The organism is Lactobacillus panisapium (assembly GCF_019469265.1).
GTDB classification, from domain to species: domain Bacteria; phylum Bacillota; class Bacilli; order Lactobacillales; family Lactobacillaceae; genus Lactobacillus; species Lactobacillus panisapium.
In genome coordinates this window covers 819,776-837,482 of sequence record NZ_CP048268.1, presented here as the reverse complement: position 1 = coordinate 837,482, position 17,707 = coordinate 819,776, and the positions used below count along the sequence as shown (strand labels likewise).

Annotated in this window: 17 protein-coding genes, 1 other RNA gene and 1 pseudogene; 2 read left to right on the top strand and 17 right to left on the bottom strand. The window is 35.9% G+C overall.

Annotated elements, in window-relative coordinates; translation table 11 throughout:
* The first annotated feature begins 24 nt into the window (after window positions 1-24).
* The gene (locus GYM71_RS04135; protein ID WP_244986847.1) at window positions 25-888 is read left to right on the top strand and encodes an SPFH domain-containing protein; all 864 of its coding nucleotides are present in this window, start codon (window positions 25-27) and stop codon (window positions 886-888) included.
* A gap of 62 nt (window positions 889-950) precedes the next feature.
* Here the strand turns inward: GYM71_RS04135 and GYM71_RS04130 are convergent, their stop codons facing one another.
* From GYM71_RS04130 to glpK, 6 genes are all read right to left on the bottom strand, one after another.
* On the bottom strand, window positions 951-2,402 hold the full coding sequence (locus tag GYM71_RS04130; protein ID WP_220221020.1) for a sensor histidine kinase: 1,452 nt from the start codon (window positions 2,400-2,402) through the stop codon (window positions 951-953).
* Between the two features lie 9 nt (window positions 2,403-2,411).
* Window positions 2,412-3,149 carry a response regulator transcription factor gene (locus tag GYM71_RS04125; RefSeq protein ID WP_244986846.1) on the bottom strand — a complete coding sequence of 246 codons (738 nt, stop codon included), beginning with the start codon at window positions 3,147-3,149 and terminating at the stop codon, window positions 2,412-2,414.
* Window positions 3,146-3,541 carry an SdpI family protein gene (locus GYM71_RS04120; RefSeq protein WP_103752187.1) on the bottom strand — a complete coding sequence of 132 codons (396 nt, stop codon included), beginning with the start codon at window positions 3,539-3,541 and terminating at the stop codon, window positions 3,146-3,148. Before GYM71_RS04120 ends, GYM71_RS04125 begins: the two co-directional genes overlap by 4 nt.
* Before the next feature lie 27 nt (window positions 3,542-3,568).
* Window positions 3,569-4,537: a mannose-6-phosphate isomerase, class I gene (gene manA / locus GYM71_RS04115; RefSeq protein WP_103752186.1), complete on the bottom strand. Its 969-nt coding sequence runs from the start codon at window positions 4,535-4,537 to the stop codon at window positions 3,569-3,571.
* Between the two features lie 239 nt (window positions 4,538-4,776).
* Complete coding sequence (locus tag GYM71_RS04110) at window positions 4,777-6,519, bottom strand: FAD-dependent oxidoreductase (RefSeq protein WP_220221019.1); 1,743 nt, start codon at window positions 6,517-6,519, stop codon at window positions 4,777-4,779.
* A gap of 18 nt (window positions 6,520-6,537) precedes the next feature.
* Window positions 6,538-8,058 (bottom strand): glycerol kinase GlpK, encoded by a 1,521-nt coding sequence (glpK, locus tag GYM71_RS04105; protein ID WP_220221018.1) that lies wholly within the window; start codon window positions 8,056-8,058, stop codon window positions 6,538-6,540.
* A 140-nt stretch (window positions 8,059-8,198) separates the two neighbouring features.
* On the opposite strand from glpK, the gene GYM71_RS04100 reads away from it, so the two are divergent.
* The gene (locus GYM71_RS04100; protein WP_220221017.1) at window positions 8,199-9,077 is read left to right on the top strand and encodes a LysR family transcriptional regulator; all 879 of its coding nucleotides are present in this window, start codon (window positions 8,199-8,201) and stop codon (window positions 9,075-9,077) included.
* Window positions 9,078-9,187: 110 nt separating this feature from the next.
* On the opposite strand, the gene ssrA is transcribed toward GYM71_RS04100, so the two are convergent.
* From ssrA to comGA, 11 genes and pseudogenes are all read right to left on the bottom strand, one after another.
* Window positions 9,188-9,553: a transfer-messenger RNA gene (gene ssrA, locus GYM71_RS04095) on the bottom strand.
* Between the two features lie 74 nt (window positions 9,554-9,627).
* On the bottom strand, window positions 9,628-10,434 hold the full coding sequence (locus GYM71_RS04090) for a Cof-type HAD-IIB family hydrolase (protein ID WP_220221016.1): 807 nt from the start codon (window positions 10,432-10,434) through the stop codon (window positions 9,628-9,630).
* A pseudogene (locus tag GYM71_RS04085) lies at window positions 10,435-10,894 on the bottom strand (hypothetical protein).
* A gap of 88 nt (window positions 10,895-10,982) precedes the next feature.
* Window positions 10,983-12,167, bottom strand: coding sequence for an acetate/propionate family kinase (locus tag GYM71_RS04080; protein WP_220221015.1), 1,185 nt, complete (start codon window positions 12,165-12,167; stop codon window positions 10,983-10,985).
* 43 nt (window positions 12,168-12,210) lie between these two features.
* Window positions 12,211-13,212 (bottom strand): class I SAM-dependent methyltransferase, encoded by a 1,002-nt coding sequence (locus tag GYM71_RS04075; RefSeq protein WP_220221014.1) that lies wholly within the window; start codon window positions 13,210-13,212, stop codon window positions 12,211-12,213.
* A gap of 192 nt (window positions 13,213-13,404) precedes the next feature.
* Window positions 13,405-13,851: a ComGF family competence protein gene (locus GYM71_RS04070; protein WP_220221013.1), complete on the bottom strand. Its 447-nt coding sequence runs from the start codon at window positions 13,849-13,851 to the stop codon at window positions 13,405-13,407.
* Window positions 13,852-13,885: 34 nt separating this feature from the next.
* Window positions 13,886-14,161, bottom strand: a complete 276-nt coding sequence (locus tag GYM71_RS04065) for a hypothetical protein (protein ID WP_220221012.1) — start codon at window positions 14,159-14,161, stop codon at window positions 13,886-13,888.
* The gene (locus GYM71_RS04060; RefSeq protein WP_220221011.1) at window positions 14,148-14,588 is read right to left on the bottom strand and encodes a prepilin-type N-terminal cleavage/methylation domain-containing protein; all 441 of its coding nucleotides are present in this window, start codon (window positions 14,586-14,588) and stop codon (window positions 14,148-14,150) included. Before GYM71_RS04060 ends, GYM71_RS04065 begins: the two co-directional genes overlap by 14 nt.
* A complete protein-coding gene (gene comGC / locus GYM71_RS04055) occupies window positions 14,563-14,901 on the bottom strand; it encodes a competence type IV pilus major pilin ComGC (protein ID WP_103752176.1) in 339 nt (112 codons plus the stop codon). The genes GYM71_RS04060 and comGC overlap by 26 nt, the downstream gene beginning before the upstream one ends.
* Before the next feature lie 11 nt (window positions 14,902-14,912).
* Complete coding sequence (locus GYM71_RS04050; RefSeq protein WP_220221176.1) at window positions 14,913-15,905, bottom strand: type II secretion system F family protein; 993 nt, start codon at window positions 15,903-15,905, stop codon at window positions 14,913-14,915.
* On the bottom strand, window positions 15,883-16,857 hold the full coding sequence (gene comGA / locus GYM71_RS04045) for a competence type IV pilus ATPase ComGA (protein WP_103752174.1): 975 nt from the start codon (window positions 16,855-16,857) through the stop codon (window positions 15,883-15,885). Before comGA ends, GYM71_RS04050 begins: the two co-directional genes overlap by 23 nt.
* Window positions 16,858-17,707: the final 850 nt, after the last annotated feature.

The following is a 17,707-nucleotide window of genomic DNA, read 5'->3' as shown; positions in this document are numbered from 1 at the left end:
ATTTGAATGGAGGTTACCTTAATTATGTTTAAAGCAATAATTGCTATCCTGGTTATTCTACTAGTATTATCATCTTTTCGCGTTGTACCGCAAAATAACGAAGGACTTATTGAGACTCTGGGCAAGTATTCTAGAACCGTTAAAGCCGGTCTAGTTGTTATCATTCCAATTATTCAGAAAATGCGGCGCGTTTCTTTAGCGATGTTTCCGGCAGAAATTTCAAAATATTCTATCATTACCAAAGATAATGCTGAGATTACCACCAGCTTAACCTTAAACTATTTGGTAACTGATTCTTATAAATACTTTTACAATAATACTGATTCAGTTAAATCGATGGTAGAACTAATTAGAGGGCACCTGCGTGACATCATTGGTCGAATGGACTTAAATGAAGCCCTTGGATCAACCAGTAAAATTAATACCCAATTATCTGAGGCTATCGGTGATTTAACCGATATTTATGGCATCCGGGTTGTACGGGTCAATATCGATGAGTTGCTACCAAGTGCTGAAATTCAGAAAGCCATGGATAAGCAATTGACTGCCGATCGTGAAAAAATTGCTGCTATTGAAAAAGCTGAAGGTGAAGCTAAAAATATTGAGTTGACTACAAAAGCTAAAAACGATGCTTTAATTGCTACGGCGAAAGCAAAAGCTGAGGCCGTTAAAACCGAAGCCGATGCTGAGGCATACAGAATTAGTAAATTGCAAAGTAGCTTAGCTGCAGCCAGTGACGGCTACTTTAAAAATCAGAGTTTGGATAGTTTCAATAAGCTTGCCACAGGTCCTAACAACATGATTGTAGTTGATAAAGACGATATGACCAATTTGGGTTCAATTCCAGCAACTGCTAAAGTTTGGAATAAATCGATTGAGAACGAATAATCTACTATAAACGATAAATTAGTAAACAAAAAAGACGCCTTAATCAAAAGCGTCTTTTTTCGTTAGTCAGTAATGTATTGCTCGTAACCCTTATCAAAAATCGTAATTGTAAATATTGCTCCTTGATTTGGGTGAGACTTAACCGTAATCTTACCTCCGTGCTGCTTAATGAGTGAAGAAACAATGGACAAGCCAAGACCTGATTCTCCCGACCCGTCACGAACACGAGAAGGATCTGCCTTGAAAAATCTTTCAAAAATATATTTCATCTGCTCATCACTCATTCCAATCCCGTTATCACTAACACTAATTTCTGTTCCATGATCTACTCTTTTACCGCAAATCATGATTTTACCCTTCTTAGTAAATTGAATAGCATTCTGAACGAGATTAACGATTATTTGGGTAAAACGATCTTGATCGGCATAGATTGGTAAGTCACTTGGAGCGCTAACCTTGATTCTATCATTTACTTTTTCGGCATTATGCGAAAGTTGAATGGACACATCATTTAAGATCTGCGTCGCGTTAAATTCCGTCTTAGTCAAAAGAATCTGATTATTTCTGATTTTTTCAAAATCAAGATTTTCGTTAACTAATCTGATCAAGCGCTTGGTTTCACGCTGCATTAATTCAATTGACTTCGGTTTTGACTCCTCAGGAATAGCATTATACTGTAATCCTTCTAGAATACCATTAATTGTTGTCAGTGGCGTGCGCATTTCGTGAGCCGCATCAGCCAAAAATTGATCACGTCTTTTTTCCTGCTTTTTAATCTCGTTATCTGATTGTTTCAATGTTCGGACCATTTGATTAAAATTAGCAGCTAGTTGATCAATTTCATCATGACCAGTGTATTCTAATTGAACTTCAAAATTGCCAGCAGCCACTTTTTGCGTAGCACGTGTTAAGCGCTTAATTTTATTCGTGGTGTAATATGCTAAAGCGAAACTTAGCCCTAGTCCGACCATTAGTGCAATGATTAAGGCATTGACCAAGTTTTGTTTCGCCATCGTAATGGGCTTCTCAACATTTTTGACACGTGCACCAATCCAAACAGCACCAATAAACTGATGATCACTAATCCAAGGAACCAATACGCCAGTACATGAATCTTTAGTATGACCTAAGTAAGTATGCGAATCATTGTTATTTTTAATGCGAATTTCTTGTCCCTGTTTCAGGATTCCTAAAACGTCTGAGGCTAAATGTAAATCTTCAGAAGTCTTAGGGTATATTTGCTTACTTTTTGAATCAAAAACGCGAATATGGAGATCATCTCCATGCAAAATAAACTCTAGTTGATGCAAAAATTCGGAATTGAGCAAATAAGTGCCATTTTTCTTATCAGTAGTTGCAAGTGACCCCAGAGCAGACGCATAATCTTCCATTCGTTGGTAATTTTGAGAATAAGATTGATTGGTAACATATAAAATTTCAGAATACCCAATAATCGCTACTGTGGTCAGAATAATCAGCAAAAAGCTGAGCATGTGCTGATAAATTAATTTCATATCGTAACTTTAAACCTGCGAATCATCAAATTTATAGCCGACGCCCCACACGGTTTGAATGACATTAGCGCCAACCTTTTCTAACTTTTGTCTTAGTTTTTTAATGTGGGCGTCAACGGTTCTCTCTTCGCCAAAATAATCATAGCCCCAAACAGATTCAAGTAATTGTCCACGTGAAAATACTTGTTTTGGCTTTTGAGCCATTGTATACAGTAAATTAAACTCTTTTGGAGTAATGTAGTCGACTTCTTTATTATCAAATAATACTTCTCGTCTTTTTTTCGAGATTTTCATATGTTGGGTTTCAACATCAAAAGTCTCGTCACGTTTATCCGAAATAGCCTTGCTTTGATTATCTTCAATCATAATCCTGCGTTGCAACGCTTTAATGCGAGCAATCAGGGCAAGCGGACTAAATGGCTTTGAGACATAATCATCTGCCCCAACTCCCAGTCCTAAGATCTGTTCAGCCTCACTACTCCTGGCAGTTAACATAATAATTGGAATTGTCGGTGAGATGGCACAAACTTCTTTAGCAACTTGAATACCATCTTTTTTAGGCAAATTTAAATCTAAAGTGATCAAATCATATTGGTCAGGATTTTTGGCAAACATTTTGACAGCCTGATCACCATCAGTAGCCACATCCATGGTCCATCCTTCTTTTTTAATAAACATGTCCATCATTTCAGCAACTGATTTATCATCCTCAACCATTAAAATTCTCAAATTTTTTTCTGGTTTCATTTTCGGTCCCTAAATCCTTTAGTTTTTACCCTTTTTATTTTGTCAGGATCCGTGTAATCGCGCGGTAATTCATGACGTTCAAGCAAAAACTGCTTCAAACTTTTTTCTGTCGCCATAATTGGAAACAAAAGAAAAAGATAAAATGTAAGTAGCCAAAGCAAAAAATAGCGATCCCAATTTAAAGAATGAATCCCAATTCCTAATACTAACTGAATTCCGCCAAAAATAATAAAGTAAAGGCTTGCCTTTTTTTGAGCAAATCTAAAACTGGCTTTATTAACCTGAGCTAAGTATGAATAATAACCATAAAATGGGCAAGGTTTTTTAGGTGGGTTAATTAACCATAAGATACCCACAACTAAAATAATCGACCCACAAGCTATATAAATCATACTGTCTCCCCTTTTTAACAGAAAAAATTAGTCGTCATTTCCTGGTGCAGAAATAACCATTTTCATTTTACCAGTGAATGTAAAATTCTTCATCTGATTAGGAATAATCAAATTGGTACCAATATTTAAATCGTAAATCTTCGAATTAACTTCAAGCTTTCCTGAGCCCTCAATAACTGTTACCAGTAAATAAGGTTTATCATTTAAGCCAGTCTCCCATTTACCATCTAGAGTAATTTGCCAGAGGTAAAAGTGAGGTGAAACAGGCGGACAAACCAAGGTTTTAATGACAGCATCTTGTTCTTTTTTAACCTGAACATTAAGCTTAGGGTCAACATGCGGTACCGTTGTAACATCAATTGACTTTTGCGTGTGTAACTCTCGTTTTTGACCAGTTTTTTGATCTACTCGGTCATAATCATATAAACGATAAGTTACATCACTCGATTGTTGCGTCTCAATAACAACAATCCCCTTTGTTAGGGCATGAATTGTTCCAGCAGGTACATAAAAGAAATCGCCTTTTTTAACAGGTACTTTGCGAAGGAGTTTATCCCATTCACCTTTATTAATCATATCGGCTAATTCAGCGCGTGATTTTGCGTTATGACCATAGATTAGGTAAGAACCTGGATCAGCTTGTAAGACATACCAGCTTTCGGTTTTGCCACTATCATTTTCGACTTTGCGAGCATACTCATCGTCAGGGTGAACCTGTACCGAAAGATTATCATTAGCGTCCAAAAATTTTACTAATAATGGAAATTCTTTACTTTTGGGATTACCAAAAAGTTCAGGATGTTCATGATAAACTGTCCGTAAGCTCTTGTTTTTTAAATCACCTGTCTCAACGGTTGAAGCATCATCCTTATAGCCTGATATCACCCATGCTTCACCAATCTGGCCCTCAGGAATATCGTAATTAAAAATAGTCTTTAACTTACGGCCACCCCAAATTTTGGGTCTAAAGTATGGTGTTAAAAAAATTGGTTCCATCTGTCTCACCTCATATATAAGTTTAAACTTTTACTCTCTAAAATTAAAACCATTTTTTCAAATATGAAAACTTGATCTAAAACCAGATCTAACAGGTTATTAAATATTCATTTTTTAATTACCATTTAAAAGACCGGTCTCTTTTATTTTAAATGATTACAGACAAAAAACCTATCAGAATATGCTCTGATAGATTTTTTTTGGGAAATAATTTACTACTTTAGTTCAAATTCTTACTTTTATTTTTTTAAATATTCTAATCGTGATTCCGAAATTTCTTGATTTAAATCATGTACATATTCATCTTTTTTATCTCGCTCCCAGCCATAAAACTTCGCCATATGATTTATTACGCCAACCTTAACTCGGTCTAAAGTATCATTTTTAAATAAAATATGATAAGTTCTGCGTAATAGATAGTCTACAGGAGTTAAAGTCATCTCTTCTGCCATTGAATAATCAAGGGCCGCTGTTTCGCCTAAACTCAGACCATCCTCCGGTTCAATTTCTTTAGCATGATCATATATTTTAACGGCTTCAGAACCAAATAAGTGTGCGATTTCTGTGGCATCGTCTTTCGTCAACCCAGCCGCAATTCCGTAGTCAGCGATTTTTGCCAACTCCTCTTCGGCATTATCGGAATTAAAATCACCTCCTGTCACTTTGATAGTAGCTGAATCTTGCAGCGTAAAATCTCTGTTAAACCGATCTTTTAAAACGGCCCTAATTTTAGCGATTGCACCATCTGCCATAATGCGGTAATCAGTTAATTTTCCACCAGCCAAGGTAATTAAGCCATCTTCTGCTTGTGTTAAAGAACTGCCACGAGAAACCGCTGAAGGTGCAGAAGTACTATCGGAAACACTTGCTCCAGTTGTTGCATCAGCAGCCGCACTTTGGTTTTTTTCGACGTCAACTTCAATTAGCGGACGAACACCTGCCCAACTAGCCTCAATATCGGCTATTTTCAAATGAGCGCTCGGATATTTTTTATTAATAATATTTAGTAGATAATCAACATCTCCTTTCTCTACTTTTGGATCGGCAAGGTTACCAGTAAAATCAGTATCTGTCGTCCCAAAATAGGTCTTACCTTCTCTTGGGATGGTAAAAATCATCCGGCCATCTGCTGTTCCGGAACCAAAATAAGTTGGTTGGGGAACTTTTAAGCGTGTTTGATCGACAACTAAGTGAACGCCCTTTGTTGGCCGTAAGCGAGGTTTCCGGTAACTAGCTTTGTCTTCTTGCCGGACAATGTCAGACCATGGACCAGAAGTATTGATTACTACATTGGCGTGAATATCAAATTCTTCACCGGTTAAATTGTCATGGACGCGGGCGCCATTAACACGCTTTGCTTTGTCATGAAGGATTTTTACGCTCTTTAGATGACTAACTGCTAAGCATCCCAGCTCATGAGCTTTTTTAACATTTTCCAGCACCAGCCGAGAATCATTATTCTGATAATCCAGATAAATGCCCGCACCTAGCAAGTTTTGCGAATTTAGCTGTGGCTCTCGTCTTAATGCCTCTTTCTTATCGATGGTGTAATTTGCATACTTTTTCAAGGGAGAATCACCCTCAATTCCAGCCAAATGATCATAAAGGTCCATTGCAACTTTGACCGAAAACATTGTAAACGTGGTATCCGGTTCATCATAAATCGGTAACATCATCGGATCAGGACGTGTCATATGCGGGGCAATGTGCTGGATGATTGCACGCTCCTTAACTGTATCTGAAACGACTTGCACATCAAAGGTTTTTAGGTAGCGAATACCGCCATGGACTAACCTAGTTGAACGTGAGGAAGTCCCTGCACCAAAATCCTGCATGTCAATTAAACCAGTTTTCATTTTTGCTGCAGCAGCTTGGAGCGCTACTCCCGCTCCCGTTATCCCTCCGCCAATGACTAGCAAATCAAGTTGTTCATTTTTTAACCGTTCAATTTCATCTTTTCTACTTGCAAGCGAGAATGTCATTTTCTAGCTCCTTTCTTTTTAGTTGGACTTCTTTTGAAAAGGAACGTAAGAAAAACTTTGCGCTGCCTTAACCGCCGACTTCCATCCGGAATACAGGGACTCACGTTCAGCCGTTGACATCTGCGGCTTAAAAATGCGCCCGTTTTTCTGAATTTTTTTAATCTCACCAAGGTTTTCCCAGAAGCCAATCGCCAAGCCAGCTAAAAAGGCTGCTCCAAGTGCAGTGGTTTCCAAATTAGCTGCCCGTTCAATTTCTATACCAAGAATATCTGCTTGAAACTGCATTAGATAATCATTATTGGCAGCCCCACCATCAACTTTAAGTTTAGGAATTTTAATTTTAGTGTCTGCATGCATCGTATCAATAACATCACGGCTTTGGTAACCCAGCGATTGAAGCGTAGCTTTAGTAAAATCTGCGCTGGTTGTTCCTCTAGTTAAGCCAAAAACAGCGCCTCTCACGTCTGAATCCCAATATGGCGCGCCTAGACCGGTAAAAGCTGGAACAACAAATACTTCATTATGGTCTTTCGACTTCCGGGCCTCTTCTTCAGATTGCGGTGCATCCTCAATTATTCCCAACTGATCACGTAACCATTGGATTGCGGAACCAGCAACATAGACGCTTCCTTCAAGAGCATAATTTATTTTGCCATTAAGACCGTATGCAACTGTAGTCAACAAATTATTTGCCGAAAATTTGGGCTTTTCGCCCGTGTTCATGACGGCAAAAGCACCAGTACCATAAGTGTTTTTGACCATTCCTGGCTCAAACGCCAATTGGCCAATTAGGGCTGCTTGTTGATCACCTGCCATGCCAGCAATTGGCACCTGACTACCGTAAAAATGATATTCAGCAGTTTTACCATATACCTCCGAATTAGTTCTAATTTCAGGAAGCAATTTACGTGGAATGTTAAGCAGCTTTAAAATATCGTCGTCCCAATCCAATTTAGTAATATTGAACAACATCGTACGGCTAGCATTAGTATAATCCGTTACATGAACCTTGCCCCCAGTTAGCTTCCACACCAGCCAAGAATCAATTGTTCCGAATAAGAGCTCACCATCTTCAGCACGTTGCTGGGCATTTTCAACGTGATCTAAAATCCACCGAATCTTAGTAGCGGAAAAATAAGCATCTGGTATTAGCCCGGTTTTTTCATGAATCATTTCCTGATAGCCACCAGCTTTTAACTTGTCTGCTATTGCAGAAGTTTGCCGCGATTGCCAAACAATTGCATGATAAATAGGTAACCCGGTTTTTTTGTCCCAGATGACCGTTGTCTCACGTTGATTAGTGATTCCAATTCCGGCAATTTGGTCTGGCTTAATTCCTGAATTGATGAATGAGTTAGCAATCGTTGATAAAACTGAGTTCCAGATTTCATTTGCATCATGTTCTACCCAACCAGGTTTAGGAAAATATTGGTTAAACTCTTTACGCGAGTCAATCACTTTTTTCCCTGCATGATCAAAAATGATCGCCCGGGTACTGGTTGTACCTTCATCAATTGCCAAAATATATTTCTTAGGCATTGTCCACTACTCCTTTTTTAGTATTTGTCTTAGGAAAATAACGATCGTTACAATTAAATTTTACCCTCGCTTTTTAGTAAGCGCTAACATATAATGGTGATAACTTATCACTTGAAGTTATAAGCAAAGGAAGCTTTTTAATGAAATATAATTTATTATCATTCAAGTATTTTGTTGATGTCGTTGAGACTCAGGGTTTTACTCCGGCAGCGAAAAGAAATTTTGTTTCCCAAACAGCTATTAGCAATTCCATCAAAAACCTGGAAAAAGAGTTAAATGTCAAACTGATTGACCGCTCTACTTCACACTTTAAAGTAACTTTTGCTGGCGAAAAGCTCTATCACTATGTTATCCAGATTTTGAATAATTACTATGAATTCAATGCTCAAGTAAGCCAGCTGGACAACTCTTACCACACTCTGCGTATCCATTATTTACGGGGGTTTAACTATTGGGCAATTAACTTAGCCAAGCTTTTAAAAACACATCATGCTTCTCTGGCTTTACAACTAGACACCGAAAACTTTTCAGAGAGTATTACCAAGTTAGACCAGGGCGACTATGATATTTTGGTGAGCTTCTCAACGGCTCTTAGTAAAATTAAAAATATTCATTCTCAAAAGATTGGAACAGCCAACTTTAGTATTTTAGTCAATCAAAACTGTTTAAATGAACGCGGAGAAGTTAAAAAGGAAGAAACAAAAAAGCAGCCACTTTTTTTACAAAAATGGACTGCAACAGAAGACAATGATGTGCAAACAAAAATTCTCCAAATCTTGGCCAAGATGAAAATTGACTATAGCGATATTATCTACCTCAATAGCTTTGATGGTGCACTTTCGAATGTCTTATTAAACCAAGGAATGGCAATTTACCCTAAAGAACTGGCAATTCCCGGTATTAATGATCAAAACATAAGATATTTACCCAATTTGCCCCTCCTTCAATATGATGTTGTCGCTATTTATAAAGATCCGGCAATTACCCGTATTCTAAGTCAAAGTATAACCGCGAAATAAGTAATAATATCACTACTTAATCTAATAATTATTCAAAAAAATTATTTATGCCGTGCGTTTACCGTAAGAAAATAAAAAAGCTTGTAACAATTGCTGTTACAAGCTTTTTAATATGGAGATGAGGGGAATTGAACCCCTGTCCAAACGCATCCCGTCACTGACATCTACGATTATAGTTATATTATTTGAACTTCACTAGCCCAAAACGCCATATAACAGGGCTAGAATGGACTAGCTAACCTGTAATGACTCTTTTTAACTATTCAGATGAGGTAGTTAAACGTAACTCACTAAGTTGATACTTGAAACCAAACGTGAGTAATTCGGTAACAAGCAACACATGCGCTTAAATTAAGCAGCTAATGCGTAAGAATTTTCTTTATTTGCAGTTATAAAACTGTGACGTTTTTACGTAGACGTGACCTACGAACCGCAGTCAATGCGAATCTACGCCTGTCGAATCCCAAAACATCCCCGTTTAAGACGACATTATTATAGCATAAAGGTGATTGCATTACTACTGGCAGCTATTATCAGCAATTTTACTATTTTAAAAAACGAATTTGTCAAACGCCTGCTTAATACCATCATCATCATTGGTTGATGTAACATAATCGGCGTGTTTTTTGGCAGCATCGGATCCATTACCCATTACTACAGCGGTTCCGGCAACATTAAACATCGGAATATCGTTTTGCTCGTCACCAATCGCCAAAATCTCACTAGTCTTAATTCCTAGTTTTTCGGCCAAGAACTCTAAAGCTGCGCCCTTATTAACATTTTGATGCATAACTTCTAAAAAATAAGGATGTGCTCGAACTACATAGTTATTTTGACCAAATTCTTTAATGACATCATCCTCAATCTGGTCTAATTTTTCTTTTTCATCACCAAAAACAGCTTTAATAATCTGGTGATCTTTAGTCAATTCTGCTGGCTTTCTTACCAAGACCCCAGCACTATTTTCCCATGCCTGAACCACCGTAATCCAATTGACATCCAAGTTACTGGTAATAATATTGCTATCAGCATCCACAATATTGTATGAAACATTGTGATCATATGAATATTGATCAATTTTCTGATAAGTGGCAAAATCTAGCCCTGCTTTTTTTATTAATTTACCTGTAACCGACTCAATCACAGCACCATTAAAAGTAATCACATATTGGTCATCAGTTACAATATCTAATTCATGTAAAAAGTGCTTAACTCCCGCCAAAGGCCGTCCTGAGCACAAAACCACTTTTACTTGTTGGCTTACTGCTTTTTTAATAGTGGTGATTGTTGATTCTAATAACTTTCCATTACTATTTAATAAAGTATCATCAACATCAATTGCGACAAGTTTAATCATCTATTTCTCCTCATTAGCGATTTTATTTAACTGTTTGGTAATCGCTTTTCTCAACTTTCTATGCTTTCCTACTTCATATTGATATTTCGCGTTAGTCCAATAAGAAGAATCATAAAGCCCAATTGGTTTGAGTATTTTTACTGATTCTTCCAATTGATAACGTTGAAAAATATGGGCATGCAAGAATTGCTTAGTATTGCCCAAAATATCATAATTTATTCTTTGACAAGAACAAACTTTTAAAAGCACTTCTCCTACTATGCTCATATCATGTAAAAAAGCCACTCTTTCTTACATTTTTAGGTCGTTTAAAGGAGAAACTTTTCTTTTAGGCAATAAGATACCCTGGTAAAAACTGTGTGTCACCGAAAGCTACAAATCCTCCAGGTAATTTGGTCATAACCATTGAATTAGTGCCATTAATTGCAGAACCAATTCTGTCATCACGCCAATCCCTCATATTATCTCCCTTTTAACCTATTCATTTATCATAACAAAAATTATACAAAAAAACCGCTAAGATTTTTTCTTAACGGTTTTTCCGAAGTTTAATTTAAATGTGCCAAACGAACGACATCACGTTCAATCATCAATTCCTCATCAGTTGGAATGACGAGTGCTTTAATCTTCGAGTCTGGTTTTGAAATAAATTTTTCTCCATTGGACTTATTAGCCTCATAATCAGGCTCTAAGCCCATAAATTCAAATGACTTCATTACTTCTTCTCGAATACCAGCATCATGCTCGCCAACTCCAGCAGTAAAGATAATGGCATCAACGCCTTTAAGTTCAACAATATAAGATCCAACATATTGTCTTACCCGGTTAACAAAAATTTTACGTGCAAGTGCTGCTCTTTGCGCAGAATTGTTTTCAAGATCGCGCATATCAGAAGAAATTCCTGAAATTCCTAATAAGCCTGATTTATCATTTAAGATATCAATCATTTCATTAATATCAAGATGATCTTTATTCATAATGTATTGTAAAACAGATGGGTCAACATCACCTGAACGAGTACCCATGGTGATTCCAGCTAATGGGGTAAAGCCCATTGATGTATCGTATGACTTGCCGTTTTTTACAGCCGTTACTGACGCACCAGAGCCAAGATGGCAAACAATTAACTTTAAGTCTTCGACATCTTTTTTAAGCATTTGACCGGCACGGCCAACAATATAACGAACTGAAGTACCATGAGCACCATACTTACGAATACCATATTTTTCATAGTATTCGTAAGGAATTGAATAAATGTAATGCTCTGGATCTAAAGTTTGATGGAAAGAAGTATCGAAGACACCAACTTCCGGTACATCAGGTAGTAATTTCATGAAAGCTTCAATTCCCTTACCTTCAGCCGGATTATGTAACGGTGCGTATTCTTTTAAATCATAAATCTTTTGCAATTTTGCTTGATCAATGATGGCAGAATCAGTAAAATCTTCTCCCCCTGCAACTATTCGATGACCTACTCCGACAATTTCACTTAAATCGTCAACTACATGGTAGTCTTTTAAAGCCTTTAATAGCAGATTAACAGCAGTTTCTTGATCTGGAATAGCAATTTCTTGCGTATGCTTTTCGCCGTTTGCTAATTTAATTTCAAAAGAAGAGCCATCAATTCCAACTCGATCGGCAATTCCTTCTGCTAACACTTTTTCTTCTGGGATAGCAAACAATTTATATTTAAAAGAAGAGCTGCCTGAGTTAATTGCTAAAACTTTTTTCATAAATGATATTCCTCCATACACATAATTTAGACTTTTTCACAAATTAATGAATATTTTTAGTATACCACTCATTTAGTTTAACATTAAGCTTGATTAGGTCTTCTTCGTTTTTAAAAGAGTCCAACTTTGTGAGAAATACTTCACAATTTTTTGCTTGCTCTCCGTGGTTTTGAAATACTAACACTGACTTTTGGTTAAACTTATTTTGAAAGAGATTATCGGGTAGCTCAATTATTGCCCGGAGATATACTTTCTCCGACAACCAAGGCATAAAGTCACTTCCACCTTTACCAGAAAGTATTGCTTGCGGTACAACCAAAAAAGCATAGCCATCTGGCCGCAAACTTTTAATAATTTGTTCAATAAATAAGAAGTGAGCAAATGAATGGCCTTTTTCAGCTTCAGTAGCAAAATTTGCAGCATTGTCATCGTCTGGATAGTAGCCAATTGGAATATCGCTTACAACAATATCTGGCTTGGCAAAAAGCCAAGGTGTAAGAGCATCCTGACAGAATAACTCAATATCAATCTTATTCAAATGTGCACTGATATCCGCAAAATTGAGCATTTCTTCATCATTATCAATTCCAAATAATTGAAAATTGCTCCGTGAATGATTAGCTTTTTTTAGTTGGTTAATTATTGAAAATAATAAATTGCCTGATCCAATGGCCGGATCCACAATTACCTGTTTTTTATCTGGCAAAAGTTTTTGCATAAACATTGCAATAATTGTTGCGATAATTGGTGGTGTTGGCATTTGATTAGGATCTAGTCCATCTTCATTAATCGCCTTAAGTGTTAAATACGTAAACAGCTGAACTTTAACTTGTTGAGTCAGCTCATCATAATGCAGATCAGCGTATTTTTTACTTAATTTAGCCACAGTTTCCTTATCAGGTGCTCCTAATTCAACCTTGATCTGGTTGTTTTCCAAATTATCAAATGTTTCTGTTAGAGCTTCACCAAAAGAGACATTCAATGCCTCTTGCAAGCAATTAATACAATCTAAAAATTTATTAAACAGTTCTTCTATATTGTTCATCTCGTGTCCCCTTCTATTTCATTAAACATTTTAATAGAAAGAAGGCAATTCAAGCAAGCAAATCAATTATTTAGTAGGTATTGGATTAGTAATAAATTATTTTGCATGCAATCACGAAAGATCAACTGGTAAAATTGGACAAAAATTAAACAAGTACTTAAAACTAACACACTACTAAGTAATGCACTTGCTTTAAACTTGGTGAATCTTTTTATTAGCATTTTTTTCCTTCTTTTTCGGAATAGGATCAAGCTTAAAATAAATTTCTGACTTACGACCATCTTCTTCAGTTATCGTTATTTTAATTTGCCGATTTTTAGTGACAAAAAAGGCTCTTTTAATATTTAAAAGAAGTGGCATGTGCCCGCCCTCGGGGGTAGTGACACGAATCATATTTTTGTAATGCGTCAAAAGATAAATATTTGATTCGCCGTCTTTAGTAACTTTTTCAACAGCGGCTTGCCGTGAATTTGACGCCTCTGGAAATGCGAAGACCGTCTTAACATCTTCATCCGCTAAAAACTGATTAAATTGAACATAACTGAAGACAATATCATCGGTATGATGCTGCAAATGATTAGACACAGTAATTGTTTTTATTAACCCTTGCAGAGTTACTACAATTAAAAGTGTCACCATAACTGAATAGATGGCTTCTGCTATTAAAAAACCGTTATTTCGTGATCTGATAAGTTTTTTTATCTTTTGTGTCATAAACTTTTTTATTACCTACTAATTGATAAACGTGACTATGAACTGTAATCTGAGCTAAATCGCATTTTTTCATGACATGCCAGGCGTAAACACGATCAGTTTTTTCTTCCATTTTTTGCTCCAAGGCACGACTTTGACCAACGATTAGCGCCATAATTACAACCCCAGAAATAGTTATCAGCAATGCTACAATGCTTTCTACTATTAAAAATCCTGTTAGCTTAGTCTTTACCATTTATTGCACGTCCCCACATCATTTGTAATCGAATTCGTCTTGTTTCATGATGATTAGTAATAACGACCGTATGCGGTGCCATTGAACCTTTGGCAGATATTTTAAAGTTGGCAAGATTATATATCTCGATTTGAGAGTTGATTTTAATCTTGCGGTAATCATGACTTCTTTTAATAGATAAGTATTTCGATTCTGGATAAAAACTGATTATGGTTGGCTCATGCTCAATAGTTGATATTCTTGCAGCCTGCTCAATTGAGCTTTTAACTTCTCTAGCAGTATTATCCAAAATTAACTTTTCATCATATTTTTTTAGGTAGACTGTTCCAAGCATCACCAGACTAATTGAAATGGTTAAAGTAATCATCATTTCAATAAGAGTAAAGCCCGATTTTTTTAGTTTATTCGGTAGCTTTTTGAACAACACCGTCTACAACCGTATAACCTTTAGCCTTTTCAAGCTGCTTTTTAGTCAAATAACCATCATCAAACATATTTTTAAAGTTAATCTCCTTACCGTCACGGTCTTTGTCATCCTCATATAAGTTGGCCTGTGTCTGTAATGTGGTTTTAAAAGCATCATTTGTTTTTTCATTGGCACTTTGTTTTTGCTTAGCTAAGTTCGGTGCAATTATCACTAGGAGCATAACAATAATTGCTACAACGATAACCATTTCAATTAAGGTAAATCCTTTTGCTTTTTTCTTTTTAATATTTTTCGTAATTAAATTCTTGTTCATTTTTCCTTCTTCTAGATGCTTTGCATCATTGCATACATTGGTAGTAGCAACTTAAGATACATCCCAATAATGCATAATCCTATTAAAATAAAACAAACCGGCTGGACATTAACAATCAGCTTAGTAATTCTATTGGTCAAATCAGTAAAAAGTGTCCGACCTAATAGCAAACATCTTTTACTGAGATCTTCTTTTTTGGAACCCGCTTTAACTAAAAGTAGTAATTCATTCGGCAAAAAATACTCATGTTTGATAATTTCCTCTAAACTCTTTCCAGCTAGTAATTGTTGCCTAATTTTTTCACCGATAAATTGTTGCAGCGAACCTTTTTCTTGAATTGCGGCATATTCACACATTTTCTGTAATGAAAAGCCACTCGCAAGCAGCATTCCGATATCGTATATCAACAAATATTTAACGTACAAACTAATCAAGTTTCCGATAACAGGGAAATGAGCTAATTTATTTAGTGAATGGTAATCCTGCAATTTTAGCAGGTTCATTATCTTAACCAGATAATATAAAACTAATAGACTCAAAAATAATAAAATGAGTAACATGATATCGCCCGTGTGCTCATTAGTATCAGCAAATTGATTGGAAACAAAGGTTTGCATAAAAAACAATAAAAAGATCATCATTAGCGCTAAAACAAACGGATAAGACATTTCTGCTTTTAGTTTTTTAATTTGATCATTTTTTAACCGGTTTAAAGTTGCCAGTTGCGATAAGCATTCAACTAAATTACCTTGCCTCAGAGCTAATGCAACTTGTGTTGCAATTGTTTTTGAAAAACCTAATGTCAACATTAAACTGTTCAAACTGGTACCAGTTTGAATATTTTTATTTACTTGAACGAGTAAATCTTTTCGCTTGGGCCATAAAATTGGCATTAATTCCAAGCTAACACTGAGCGAAAAACCATTTGCTAAACTATTTTGTAAATAATCTAAAAAATTAAGCCGCTCTTGATTAGTCAGTTTATCCTTTTTTAAACCGTTCATATACCTGCGCACTGATCTGTCCTCCCTCACATAATTTAGTTAAGTTACTGGGCCAGTTAATAAAATCTGAACGGATACTCTGACTAAGTGCATTTGTTAGATCGTCTTCTGCTGCAATATCCATTAAGCAGGACGAACCATTTACAGTCGGTAATAACCGTTGATAGCAAATAGCGGTAAGGCAATTACTTAACTCATTGGCATTAACATGAAGACTTTCTAACCTTGATAGTGTCTGCAGTGTACTTTTTGCATGCACAGTGGCGAAAACCAAATGGCCACTTAAAGCAGCATCAACTGCCAGCCGTGCAGTCGCGCTGTTTCGTATTTCACCAATAATTAAAATATCTGGGCGATGGCGCATTGCAGCTTCAAGAAGTTTAGTGTATGTGATGCCAGCCTCAAAATTAACCTGTGTTTGTAAAAATGACTTTTCCTGGATTTCCACTGGATCTTCAATTGTCATCACCATTTGGCTCTTGCTCATGCGCTTAGCCAATTTGTACATCGTAGTTGTTTTTCCCGAACCAGTGGGACCGCTTGTTAGAATAAGCCCTCTTTTTTGCGTTAATTTTTCTAAACGCTGCAGTTGTTTACTGTAAAAAAACTTACTTGCACCAATTCGATAAATTATCCTGATAACAAGTGATTCATTATCGTTATAGTCACCAATACTTGATAAACGTAAATAATATTTTTCGTGGTTAAATTGATATTCAAGCGCTCCAACTTGCGGCCGGCGATGTTCGGCAATGTCCATTTGTGCCGCAAATTTCAAAAAATTAATTACTTCCCTTCCTTCATTTACAGAAAATGATCTTTGCCGTTTAATACCAGCTATTGTGCGCAAGTTGATAATCAGTTCTTGATTCTGAATTAAAAAGAAAATATCACTTGCATGTTTTTGAATCGCTTGTTCAATCAGTGAATTAACCGTTTCTTTAACTCGCATAAATACCCCCTTATTTTTGTCACCAGTATTAGTTACGCAAAAAAACGATTTTATTTTTTAAAAAGAAAAATTTTTAGCAAACAAAAAGAGCAGCATTTGCATGCTGCCCTTTTTGCGCTTAAATACCAATCGCCCCAATCAAGCTCGCTTAGAAGGGGTGGAAAACAGTCTCTCACTCTAAAAGATAATGTTTGTATTTGTATAGATTTGTATAGAATATTATGTAATTAATAAAATCCCTAGAAAAGAATAAATTTAGTATGTTTTCCTCTTACTCATCTGTTTGCATAAGAGATTTGCTGTATTTGTCGAATAGGTGTTCTGTTAGGAAACTTAAACGAATTTAACTCTTTTGCTCCGATTTGATTAGTATTTAATGCGTCTACTCCCAAGGCATCACTCTCCTTTCTGGTCGTATGCTAAAAAAATAAAATAATTATTTAACTTTTTATAATTCAGTCAACTGTTCGAAATATCAGTATTATTTTTAAGTCAATTTATGAGTATACACTAAACCCTCTTAAGTAATCTACAAATATCACTGATTTTACAAGATTTATTGTTTTACTAAACAAATACTATACCCATATCACTATTCACGAATAGTAATACGCTTAACTATCTTTAAGCAATTTTGTATTTAGAATAAAATAATTGACTTACAAAAATAAATTCATATAATAATACAAAACGTAGTAATGAATATTTTTATGGTCCTTGCCAAATTTTGGCACATTATGCTGTTAGTTAATAATACACGGACACTTTTGTGGACGTAACATAATACAAAATATTGTTTTTTTTGCTATCACTAGTGATACTATTTAGATATAGCAAAAAAGTAGCCAAT